The sequence below is a fragment of the Gordonia sp. NPDC003429 genome (genome assembly GCF_053588575.1).
Genome location: NZ_JBSFQF010000015.1, coordinates 78,070 through 89,236 on the forward strand (window position 1 = coordinate 78,070; position 11,167 = coordinate 89,236).

The following is an 11,167-nucleotide window of genomic DNA, read 5'->3' on the forward strand; positions in this document are numbered from 1 at the left end:
TGTTAATTAGAGTTACTTGGCCGTCATTGCTCCGCGAACTCCGTGGGAACGAAAACAGACAATGTCGCCGTTCCCAACCCGGCCGTGTGTGGCGGTGGCACACTCTCGCATCAGAGGCGCACGTCACCGGCGCTCCGAGGCGAAAGGCCCGGCATGAATCACATCGGTCATCAGAGTCGAAACGCCCGCCGCAGCAGGTTCGCCGCACTCGTCCTCGGCGCCGGCATCGCCATCACAACCCTGTTGGGCGGGGGCGTCCCCGGCGTCGCGTCGGCTGCACCGCCCGATGCCTGCGGTCACTACAGCGACAAGACCACCGGCCGCGGATACCTGTGGGGACAGGTCAAGGGCACCAAACCATGGGCTCCGGGCAGCAACCTGGCGGTAGTGCAACCGGGACCGCAGTACCAGCCGAACCCGTTGGACCCCAAGTACTACGCGATCCGCAAGGGTGGCGACAGCAAAGGCTTCAAGGACGACTTCCTGCTGCTACCCACCAACCGCATCAAGGGCATCGAGTGCCCGTATCTGGAGAACGGCTCCCAGCTCAACCTGTGGAGCGCCGCATGGTTCCAGATCCCCAACTACGTCGCGGTGAACCCGGCCAAACCCTTCGCGCTCGGCGTGAACTCCGCCGACACACGCGGTCAGGACCAACTGCACATCCATCTGGCGCAGGTGTATCCCGACACCCTCGCCGACTTGCGGGCCATCCCGAACATGCCGACGAACCTCAACAACTGGATGTCGACGAACTACAAGCTGCGCATCAACCCTCATTTCAGCGGCGGCACCCGACAGTTCCGCGTGGTGAAGTACCGCGGCACGATGCCCAACCTGTTCGCGCAACTCGACCAGGTGTTGCCCGGCAAGGAGGTCATGGACTACCAGTCGATCGGTGTCGTCTACGCCGGTCAGCCCAACACCTGGTATCTGCTCAACAGCACCCGCAATCTCCCCGGCCGCGGGACCGGCCTGATGGACATGATCTACGGGTGGCGGTACAAGTAGTCGCGGCCTGACTCGAGTCCGAGCCGTTCCCGCGGATCCATTTCCTTCCCGCGTCGGGGATTACATGCGCGGCAAGGAAATGGGTGCGCGGGAAGCCACGCCAACACAAAGGCGCCCGGCCACTGTCGTGACCGGGCGCCTTTGCTGTTCGTTCAGTGCGTCACTTGATGATCTTCGTGACTCGACCCGCACCCACGGTGCGGCCACCCTCACGGATGGCGAAACGCAGGCCCTCGTCCATGGCGACCGGCTGGATCAGCTTGACGCTCATCTCGGTGTTGTCGCCCGGCATGACCATTTCGGTGCCCTCGGGGAGGGTCACGACGCCGGTCACGTCGGTGGTACGGAAGTAGAACTGCGGACGGTAGTTGTTGAAGAACGGGGTGTGACGGCCGCCCTCGTCCTTGGACAGGATGTAGGCCTGGCCCTCGAACTCGGTGTGCGGGGTCGTGGTGCCCGGCTTCACGATGACCTGGCCGCGCTCGACGTCCTCACGCTTGAGGCCGCGGAGCAGCAGACCGGCGTTGTCGCCGGCCTGAGCCGAATCGAGGAGCTTGTGGAACATCTCGATACCGGTGACGGTGGTCTTCTGCGACTTCTCGCGAATGCCGACGATCTCGACTTCCTCGTTCACGTTGACCTCGCCGCGCTCCACACGACCGGTGACCACGGTGCCGCGGCCGGTGATGGTGAAGACGTCCTCGACGGGCATCAGGAACGGCTTGTCGGTCTCGCGGACCGGGTCCGGGATCGACTCGTCGACAGCGTCCATGAGCTCCTCGACGGACTTGACCCACTCGGGGTCGCCCTCGAGGGCCTTGAGCGCCGACACCTTGACGACCGGGGCCTCCTCGTCGAACTCCTGGGCGGCCAGCAGTTCGCGGACCTCCATCTCGACGAGCTCGATGATCTCTTCGTCGTCGACCATGTCGGCCTTGTTCAGGGCGACCAGGATGTAGGGCACGCCCACCTGGCGGGCCAGCAGCACGTGCTCGCGGGTCTGCGGCATCGGGCCGTCGGTGGCGGCGACCACGAGGATCGCGCCGTCCATCTGGGCAGCACCGGTGATCATGTTCTTGATGTAGTCGGCGTGACCGGGGGCGTCGACGTGTGCGTAGTGACGCTTCTCGGTCTCGTACTCCACGTGCGAGATGTTGATCGTGATACCACGAGCCTTCTCTTCGGGAGCCTTGTCGATCTCATCGAACGCCGAGGCCTTGTTCAGCTCCGGGTACTTGTCGTGCAGCACCTTGGTGATCGCCGCGGTCAGGGTGGTCTTGCCGTGGTCGACGTGACCGATGGTGCCGATGTTCACGTGCGGCTTGGTCCGCTCGAACTTCGCCTTCGCCACTTGTTTGTCCTCCTGGACTGTGTTGCTCTACTGGGCGGATCCCAGCAGGGGTTTTCTTTCTTACGTTGTTGCCGCGCCGTGCGGCGCGTCGTGAAAGCTCGCGTGCGAGTGGATTACTCGCCGGTCGCCTTCGCGATGATTTCCTTCGACACGTTCGCCGGAACCTCGGCGTACGAGTCGAACACCATGGAGTAGTTTGCCCGGCCCTGGGTCCGCGACCGCAGGTCGCCGATGTAGCCGAACATCTCCGACAGCGGAACCTGCGCCTTGACGACACGGGCACCGCTGCGCTCCTCCATGGCCTGGATCTGGCCACGGCGGGAGTTCAGGTCGCCGATCACGTCACCCATGTAGTCCTCCGGAGTCGTGACCTCGACGGCCATGATCGGCTCCAGGATGACCGGGTTCGCCATCTTCGCAGCCTCCTTGAGGGCCTGCGCTCCAGCGATCTTGAAGGCCATTTCCGACGAGTCGACGTCGTGGTACTGACCGTCGAGCAGGGTGACCTTCAGATTGACCAGCGGGTAACCGGCGAGCACACCGTACTGCATCGCGTCCTGCGCACCGGCATCCACCGAGGGGATGTACTCACGCGGCACGCGACCACCGGTCACGGCGTTCTCGAATTCGTAGGTGGCGCCGTCCTCGGCGTCCACCAGCGGCTCGAGCTTGACGATGACCTTCGCGAACTGACCCGAGCCACCCGTCTGCTTCTTGTGGGTGTACTCGTGCTTGTCGACGGTGCGACGAATCGTCTCGCGGTAGGCCACCTGCGGCTTGCCGACGTTGGCCTCGACCTTGAACTCGCGACGCATACGGTCGACGAGGATGTCGAGGTGCAGCTCGCCCATACCGCCGATGACGGTCTGGCCGGTCTCGTCGTCGAGGTGCACCGAGAAGGTGGGGTCCTCTTCGGCGAGCTTCTGGATCGCGGTGCCGAGCTTCTCCTGGTCGGACTTGGTCTTCGGCTCGATGGAGACGTTGATGACCGGGTCGGGGAAGCTCATCGACTCGAGCACGATCGGCGCGTTCGGGTCGCACAGGGTGTCACCGGTGGTGGTGTCCTTGAGGCCGATCATCGCGTAGATGTGGCCGGCGCGGGCATCCTCGACCGGGTTCTCCTTGTTGGCGTGCATCTGGAAGAGCTTGCCGATGCGCTCCTTCTTGCCCTTGGTGGCGTTGAGCACCTGGGTACCGGCGGTGATGTGGCCGGAGTACACACGCACGAAGGTCAGCTTGCCGAAGAACGGGTGCGCGGCGATCTTGAACGCGAGAGCCGAGAACGGCTCGTCGGCACTGGGCTTGCGGGAGAGGATCTCCTCCTCGTTGCCCACCGCGTGACCCTCGACGCTCGGCACGTCCAGCGGGGACGGGAGGTAGTCGATGATCGCGTCCAGCATCGGCTGCACGCCCTTGTTCTTGAAGGCCGAGCCGCAGATCACCGGGTAGTACTCGCGGGCGATCGTCAGCTTGCGGATCGCGCCCTTGATCTCGTCGGTGGAGAGCTCCTCGCCGCCGAAGTACTTCTCCAGCAGCGCCTCGTCGCTCTCGGCAACGGTCTCGAGCAGCTTTTCGCGGTACTCGGCGGCCTGGTCGGCGAGGTCGGCGGGAATCTCCTCGATGGTCGGTTCGGCACCGATCTCGACGGTGCCCCGCCAGGTGATGGCCCGCTGTTCGATCAGGTCGACGACGCCGTCGAAGTCGTCCTCGGCGCCGATCGGCAGCTGCAGCACCAGCGGCTTGGCCCCGAGGCGCTCCTCGATGGTGCGCACGGTGAAGAAGAAGTCCGCACCGAGCTTGTCCATCTTGTTGACGAAGCAGATACGCGGCACGTCGTACTTCTCGGCCTGACGCCACACCTGCTCGGACTGCGGCTCGACGCCTTCCTTGCCGTCGAACACCGCGACCGCGCCGTCGAGCACACGCAGGCTGCGCTCCACCTCGACGGTGAAGTCGACGTGGCCGGGGGTGTCGATGATGTTGATCTGGTTCTTGTTCCAGAAGCAGGTCACCGCAGCGGAGGTGATGGTGATACCCCGCTCCTTCTCCTGCTCCATCCAGTCGGTGGTCGAGGCACCGTCGTGGGTTTCACCGATCTTGTAGTTGACACCGGTGTAGTAGAGGATTCGCTCGGTCGCGGTGGTCTTGCCGGCATCGATGTGCGCCATGATGCCGATGTTGCGGACCTTGTTCAGGTCGCTGAGCACTTCCTGTGCCACGTGGTTTCCCTTCGGGAATAGCTGTTGAACGGGGCTGGGGTGAACGGGGCTTGGGGTGAACGGGCTGGGGTCAACACTGCGTGGTCAACACGGCCGGGGCCGACACCGCTGGGGCCGCGCGTGAGGCACGATGCCTCACGCGCGGCACGTTCTCACCAGCGGTAGTGCGCGAACGCCCGGTTGGCCTCGGCCATCTTGTGGGTGTCCTCGCGTCGCTTGACCGACGCGCCGAGACCGTTGGATGCGTCGAGCAGCTCGTTGGCCAGACGCTCGACCATGGTCTTCTCACGACGCTGACGGCTGAAGGTCACCAGCCAGCGCAGCGCGAGAGTGTTCGCACGGCCGGGCTTGACCTCGACGGGCACCTGGTAGGTGGCACCGCCGACGCGGCGGCTCTTGACCTCGAGGGTGGGCTTGACGTTGTCGAGCGCACGCTTGAGGGTGATCACCGGGTCGGTGCCGGTCTTCTCGCGGGCCTGTTCGAGGGCCTGGTAGACGATGCGCTCGGCGGTCGACTTCTTGCCGTCGAGCAGGATCTTGTTCACCAGCTGGGTGACCAGGGTCGAACCGTAGACCGGATCGTTGACGAGGGGGCGCTTGGGTGCGGGTCCTTTACGTGGCATGACTTATCAGTTCCCCTTCTTGGCGCCGTAGCGGCTGCGGGCCTGCTTGCGGTCCTTGACACCCTGGGTGTCGAGCGAGCCGCGGATGATGCGGTAACGAACGCCGGGAAGGTCCTTCACACGACCACCGCGCACGAGCACCATCGAGTGCTCCTGCAGGTTGTGGCCCTCACCCGGGATGTAAGCGGTGACCTCGACGGCGCTGGTCAGGCGCACACGGGCGACCTTCCGGAGCGCGGAGTTCGGCTTCTTCGGGGTGGTGGTGTACACGCGGGTGCACACGCCGCGACGCTGCGGGCTTCCCTTGAGGGCGGCCGTCTTCTTCTTCGCGGCCTTGTCGTGGCGGCCCTTGCGGACCAGCTGATTGATTGTTGGCACTGGTGAGTTTCTTTCCTCTTGTTGTCGTCGTGTCGTGGTTTGTGCTCCGGGCAAGCGCGCAGTTCAGCGATTTCGCCGAAATCTGGTTGCTTCCACAACTCGCCCCACCGGCACATACGTGCTGGTCAGTGTAATTATTGCTACCCCGAGGTCGGGCGTGTCATCGTTCCGACGGCGGATTCGCGTGGCAGTCTGTATGCCTACTCCCCCGGTTGAGGGACGACCAGTCGGTGTTCTCCGACCCGTCGAGGGCATGCGGACTCCGCCCGACTGTGCCGGGCACCGACGATCTACTCTACCGATCCGGTTTCTAGAGGTCAAAAAACGGAACCACCTGCTCACCGATGGTCCACGAGACGGTGAACGCGCGGTGACCAATACGTCGTGTGGAACGCCCCGCGAATCACGTTTCTTCCCGACATCAGGCCGGCCGCGGCGCAGATCACCACCCGTGCGGCGCGCTGCAGAGGCCGTCAGTGACCGAAGACCACCTTCAGGGCCACCACGGCGGCGGCGAGTACCGCGACGACGAGGCCGCCGACGATCAATCCGAGGCCCACCGGATTGCCGCGCACCCGTTCGGTCACGATCGGCGCCGACGCGATGCGCACGACGACCACTGCGGCGGCCAGCGTTTGGGCCCACGCGGTGGGCAGCACGTCCCACCATCCGAGTGCCAGTGCGAGCGCGGGCAACGTCGCGGACGACACGATGGGCACTGCGTCGCGCAATTCGCCGAGAACGTGGTCACGGTCGGCGTTGGTGGGTGCGGAGTCGTGCGATCCGCCGTGCGCCTCGGGAATGCTGCCCTGTGCGACGAGGTCGGCGAAGACGTGGGCGACGTAGGTCGTTGCTCCGGTGCCGATCACGATCCAGAACGCGTGCCCACTCTCGAGGTCGTGGGGAGAGACGGCGACGACGGCCGCGAGCACCAGGATGTTGCCGTACACGTAGGCCGAGAGCCGCGATGCGGCGCGGCGTGGCGGCAGCGGACCACCCCGACGTTCGGTCAGAATGCCGCGCCACCCGGCGATGGCGCCCGTGTCCCGGCGACCGGATGGCATGCGATTTGTCACCCTCGAATGCTGACACAACTGTGGGCCGGGTCCGTTGCTCGAAACCGGACCCGGCCCACAGGTGGAAGACGGCCGCATTGGATGCGTGCGCGGCGATATCCGTGCGCTAGGGCGTGTTCCACCACGCCACGACGGCGGGCCACGCCTTCGGGTTGGTGGTCTGGTACCCGACGTAGGCGCCGATCGCGGCACCCACTGCGGCTCCGATCCAGCCGAACACGATGAATCCGATGAGACCACCGATCAGGGTGGAGATCGGGGTGAAGTCCTTCCAGCCCTTCTGCAGCTCCTTCATCATGATGTCGTAGCGCTGCTGCTTGGTGAGTCGCTTGGGCTTGGGAGCAGGCTTGGCCGGCTTCTTCTCGGCGACGTCCGTGGCGACGGCGAGGATGTCGGTGCGCCGCTGCTCGGTCAGCTCCGGCGTGATCGTCACGCTCGACCCGCCACCGCCGAGGGTGTAGCGCACCGGTACCTGCACACCGTTGATCTCCCCGACCAGGGGCAGGGCGTCGAGCACCCGGCCGCCGCGGTCGACCACCTGCAGTTCGGTGTTCGCCGCGTTCGGACGGAAGACACCGTCACGAAGGGACGCCGACACACTCGTGCCGCCCGGGGCGAACGCGGCAGACAAGTACGGCGCGGGCGGTGCCGCATTGGCAGATCCGTTGGTGAGCGGAATGATCAGCAGCGCTGCGGTGAGCGCGGCGATCGCGCATACGACGCGGTGAAGGTTTCTCATGGTTCCCCGATCTTGTTCGACAACAGACAACGCCTCGGATCGAAGCCGACGGCCCGAACCTGAGAGGCAGCTGAATGCTAGCGGCGGGGACCGACAGCGGGCAGCGCGAAACCCCGTCGGGTGCGCCGGATTCGTCCGATCAGGTGAACGTCGACGGCCCCGCCGACCGCGATCAGGCGGTCGACGGGGCCGATCAGCGAAGCGGCTCGGCGCTACGGGGTGTTGATCCAGTCGAGCACCGACTGGCCGGCCTTCGGGTCGCCGGCGTTGATGCCGACCGCGGCACCGATCGCGGCACCGATGGGCGTGGTGATGAGCCAGCCGCCGATCAGCAAGAACCCGACGGCGAAGCCGATGAGAGCACCGACGGCGGTGGTCACCGCGGCGTTACCGCGGTTCCAGCCGTTGTTGAGGTGCCACATCATGTTCATGTAGGCCTTGTCCTTCTTCCCCGACACCGGGTGCGCGCTCTGCCGGATGCTCGCCAGCATGGCGTCGGAGAGCAATGGGGTGAAGGTTGCGGTCGAGCGGTCGGCACCCACCGAGACCCGCAGCGGCACCGCGACCCCGTTCAGTTCGGTCACGAGAGCGACCTGCTCGAGTACGCCGCCGGCGCGGTCCAGGATGGCGACCTGGCCACCGACCGGGGTCGGAGCGAACCTGGCTCCGGTGAGGTGCGCGGTGACCACGGACCCACCGGGCGCGAGCTGCGCGACGTAGGTGGGCGTCGCGTACGCCGGAGTGGCGCGCGCGGGTGAATAGGTGAATCCGGCGACCAGTGCGGCCACGGTGATCGCGGCGATCAGCACCAGGAGCCGGGACATGTGCTTCATGATCCCTGCCTTTCGAGACAACAGGATTCGACGGTCACACGATGTGATCGGGGGTCTCCAGACAACCTGAGAGACACCTTTGATTTTAGTCGTCCGTGCTATTTCTGCTGTGGTAGAACGACCCTTGCGCCACCTCTGCGAGCCGGATTCGACGGCGGCGGCACCATCGGCCCGATGTCCCCGTCGGGTGCGGAGTCGAGGTCGACGACGACCGGCGCGTGGTCGCTGGGTTTGGTGCCCTTGCGCGCGGCGCGATCCACCCATGCCGCCCGCACACGCGGGGCCACATCAGCCCCGGCGAGGATCAGATCAATGCGCATTCCCAGATCCTTGTGGAACATTCCGGCACGGTAGTCCCAGTAGCTGAACACGCGTTCGTCCGGCCAGCGATCACGAACCACGTCGCGCAGGCCGAGTCCCTCGATGTCCTCGAGTGCGCCGCGTTCGGCAACCGTGACGTGGGTGTGACCGATGTAGGCCGCGGGATCGAACACGTCGGCGTCGGCCGGCGCGATGTTGATGTCGCCGCACAGCATGCTGGTCGGCGCTTCCGGTGCCACCGCGTCGCGCAGCCGGTCGAGCCAGTCGAGTTTGTAGCGGTAGTGATCGGAGTCGGGCTCGCGGCCATTGGGGACATACAGCGAATAGACGCGCACCCCGCCACACACCGCCGACACCGCACGCGCCTCCGGTTCCGACGCCGGATCGGGATAGCCGGGGGCGTCGTCGAATCCGCGTCGCACATCGGCGAGACCCACGCGCGAGAGGATCGCCACCCCGTTCCACTGTCCCTGGCCGACGTGCGCGAACTCATAACCGCGGTCGGCGAATTCGGGTCCGAGCACGGTGTAGAACGCGTCGTCGGAGAGCTTGGTCTCCTGCAGGCACACCACATCGGGGGCGCGCTCGTCGAGCCACGGCAGCAGACGCGGAATCCGCTGCTTCACCGAGTTCACATTCCAGGTGGCCACGCGCATGTGTTTCACCGTAGTCGTCGCAGGAGCGGACCTGCGGGCCCGGCGGCCCTGCAGTCCGGTGCGGCACATGGTTCGTTCGAATGACGACCCCTGGCGGCCCCCGGCGCCGGTGTGTCATGGTTGCGCCACGACGCCGCCATCACCGATCACAGGGGCGTGGCCATGACACTGCAACCCGGCTCCTCATTCGCCGGATACACCGTCATCGGCACTCTCGGTGCCGGCGGAATGGGCCAGGTCTACCTCGTCGAGCACCCGCATCTCCTGCGCAGGCAGGCCCTCAAGGTGATCTCGGTTGCCGGCGTGGGCAATGCCGAGTTCGCCCGACGGTTCACCAACGAGGCCAGAACGACGGCCACCCTCGAGCACCCCGGGATCATCACCATCCACGATTTCGGTATGGCCGAGGACACCCCGTGGTTCACCATGAGCTACATCGACGGCGAAGATCTCACCGCCGCTCGCCTCGCGCCGCACGAGGTGTTCGACGTGGTCGCACGAGTCGCCGACGCCCTCGACTACGCACACTCCCACGACGTCATCCATCGTGACGTCAAGCCGGCCAACATCATGGTCACCCGCGCCGACGGCGGTTCGGTCGATCGCGTCGTGGTTCTCGACTTCGGCATCGCGAAACTGGCCAACGCACCGGGCACGTCACTGACCGCGTCCAACGCCCTGGTCGGGACCCTGTCGTACTGCGCACCCGAGATCATCGAGGGCGCACCGGCCGGAGCACGATCCGACCAGTACTCACTGGCCTGCACGGCATATCAACTTCTCACCGGCGCACCACCATTCACGGCTGACGCCATTCCGGCGCTCATGCTGGCCCATTTGCGTCGGCCGGCGCCGCGGATCAGCCGGTCGCGCCCCGAACTCGCCGCGCTCGACCCGGTTTTCGCTGTCGCGCTCGCCAAGGACCCGGGTCACCGCTATCCCGATTGCCGCTCGCTCGCGTACGAGTTGGCGGTTCGTGGCCGTCAGTCGGTGAATCCGCGCCGAGACGAACCGGCCACCGTGTCCCACCCGGTTGCCACCACGCCGCTCTATGTGTCGGGACCGTCGCGCACACACCCGGTCACCGGTCCCCAGAACTCCGGCACCCACGGCCAACCCGGTTCGTTTCCGGTCACCGAGCATGCGGCGCCGCAGGCCTACAGCGCGCCGGCACCGGGTTCCGCCGACATGACACCCGCGACGGCCGACATCGGACCGGACCCGTCGACTCGGGCCGCGGGGCCGCCTACCGGCGATGAGCCTGCCCGAAGAACACGATCACGCACCGGCGCGGCGGTTCTCATGTGTGCGGCGATCGTGGCGCTCGCGGGTATCGCAATGGTCGTGGGCAGCTCGATCGAGTGGGCCCGGGTGGCTTTCACCGACGACGTGGGGCTTCGAACATACTCGGTGACCGGTCTGGGATCGGTGTCGCTGAAGGACAGCGCCGCTCCCGGTGACACGCTGGCCGACGCCGATTACTCCTCACCGGGAGCGTTCACACTGATCGGCGGAGTACTTCTCGTCGTCGCCGGGGCGCTCATGGCCATCCGCTCGGTGTGGGTGGTGGGAACGATCATCGCCCTCGCCGGCGGCGCGGTGGGGGCGGTGCTCGCCGCGCGCGCGATCCACGATCCGTGGGCGGCCGTTGCCGCCGCGGACCCCGACCTCGCGCCGTTCTCGGAGTGGTTGCCGGCCAGCGCCGTCGGCCCCGGTCTGTGGGTCATCATCGGGGCAGCCGGTGCCGCGGTCCTCGCCGCTCTCGCGTCGATACCTGCGCGGCGTGCGGCACCCAACTGAGCAACCCCGACCGCTGAGCAACCCCGACCGCTGAGCAACCCCGACCGGTCGATGCCTGGCCGATCTGAACCGCCCCGGGTCTGTCGGAGGCTCTCGAACCTGTGAAGGATGGAGAGCATGGCAGCACCACGCAAGTACAGTGAGGAACTCAAGGACCGGG

The 11,167-nt window shown here is 66.1% G+C and carries 10 protein-coding genes; 2 read left to right on the forward strand and 8 right to left on the reverse strand.

Translation table 11 applies throughout. The features are described from left to right. Positions 1 to 153: 153 nt before the first annotated feature. Positions 154 to 1,011, forward strand: a complete 858-nt coding sequence (locus ACWDSI_RS16685; RefSeq protein ID WP_449746578.1) for a CDP-diacylglycerol diphosphatase — start codon at positions 154 to 156, stop codon at positions 1,009 to 1,011. 160 nt (positions 1,012 to 1,171) lie between these two features. On the opposite strand, the gene tuf is transcribed toward ACWDSI_RS16685, so the two are convergent. From tuf to ACWDSI_RS16725, 8 genes are all read right to left on the reverse strand, one after another. After that, positions 1,172 to 2,362 carry an elongation factor Tu gene (gene tuf, locus ACWDSI_RS16690; RefSeq protein WP_449746579.1) on the reverse strand — a complete coding sequence of 397 codons (1,191 nt, stop codon included), beginning with the start codon at positions 2,360 to 2,362 and terminating at the stop codon, positions 1,172 to 1,174. 113 nt (positions 2,363 to 2,475) lie between these two features. Further along, on the reverse strand, positions 2,476 to 4,581 hold the full coding sequence (gene fusA, locus ACWDSI_RS16695) for an elongation factor G (protein ID WP_449746580.1): 2,106 nt from the start codon (positions 4,579 to 4,581) through the stop codon (positions 2,476 to 2,478). 152 nt (positions 4,582 to 4,733) lie between these two features. Beyond that, a complete protein-coding gene (gene rpsG, locus ACWDSI_RS16700; protein ID WP_449746581.1) occupies positions 4,734 to 5,204 on the reverse strand; it encodes a 30S ribosomal protein S7 in 471 nt (156 codons plus the stop codon). Between the two features lie 6 nt (positions 5,205 to 5,210). After that, positions 5,211 to 5,582, reverse strand: a complete 372-nt coding sequence (rpsL, locus tag ACWDSI_RS16705; RefSeq protein WP_348805624.1) for a 30S ribosomal protein S12 — start codon at positions 5,580 to 5,582, stop codon at positions 5,211 to 5,213. Positions 5,583 to 6,055: 473 nt separating this feature from the next. Continuing rightward, positions 6,056 to 6,646: a hypothetical protein gene (locus ACWDSI_RS16710; RefSeq protein WP_449757218.1), complete on the reverse strand. Its 591-nt coding sequence runs from the start codon at positions 6,644 to 6,646 to the stop codon at positions 6,056 to 6,058. Between the two features lie 118 nt (positions 6,647 to 6,764). Next, positions 6,765 to 7,397 (reverse strand): hypothetical protein, encoded by a 633-nt coding sequence (locus ACWDSI_RS16715; RefSeq protein ID WP_449746583.1) that lies wholly within the window; start codon positions 7,395 to 7,397, stop codon positions 6,765 to 6,767. A gap of 212 nt (positions 7,398 to 7,609) precedes the next feature. Then, positions 7,610 to 8,230: a hypothetical protein gene (locus tag ACWDSI_RS16720; protein WP_449757219.1), complete on the reverse strand. Its 621-nt coding sequence runs from the start codon at positions 8,228 to 8,230 to the stop codon at positions 7,610 to 7,612. Positions 8,231 to 8,328: 98 nt separating this feature from the next. Beyond that, complete coding sequence (locus ACWDSI_RS16725; protein ID WP_449757220.1) at positions 8,329 to 9,207, reverse strand: exodeoxyribonuclease III; 879 nt, start codon at positions 9,205 to 9,207, stop codon at positions 8,329 to 8,331. A 162-nt stretch (positions 9,208 to 9,369) separates the two neighbouring features. Between ACWDSI_RS16725 and ACWDSI_RS16730 the strand changes: the two genes are divergently transcribed. Then, positions 9,370 to 11,007 (forward strand): protein kinase domain-containing protein, encoded by a 1,638-nt coding sequence (locus ACWDSI_RS16730; RefSeq protein WP_449757221.1) that lies wholly within the window; start codon positions 9,370 to 9,372, stop codon positions 11,005 to 11,007. The last annotated feature ends 160 nt before the right edge of the window (positions 11,008 to 11,167 follow it).

Bases quoted from the DNA above. Each gene is read 5' to 3' on its own strand.
- ACWDSI_RS16685 (WP_449746578.1), top strand. From the start codon at position 154: ATGAATCACATCGGTCATCAGAGTCGAAACGCCCGCCGCAGCAGGTTC.
- rpsG (WP_449746581.1), bottom strand. From the start codon at position 5,204: ATGCCACGTAAAGGACCCGCACCCAAGCGCCCCCTCGTCAACGATCCG.
- ACWDSI_RS16710 (WP_449757218.1), bottom strand. From the start codon at position 6,646: ATGCCATCCGGTCGCCGGGACACGGGCGCCATCGCCGGGTGGCGCGGC.
- ACWDSI_RS16715 (WP_449746583.1), bottom strand. From the start codon at position 7,397: ATGAGAAACCTTCACCGCGTCGTATGCGCGATCGCCGCGCTCACCGCA.
- ACWDSI_RS16720 (WP_449757219.1), bottom strand. From the start codon at position 8,230: ATGAAGCACATGTCCCGGCTCCTGGTGCTGATCGCCGCGATCACCGTG.
- ACWDSI_RS16725 (WP_449757220.1), bottom strand. From the start codon at position 9,207: ATGCGCGTGGCCACCTGGAATGTGAACTCGGTGAAGCAGCGGATTCCG.
- ACWDSI_RS16730 (WP_449757221.1), top strand. From the start codon at position 9,370: ATGACACTGCAACCCGGCTCCTCATTCGCCGGATACACCGTCATCGGC.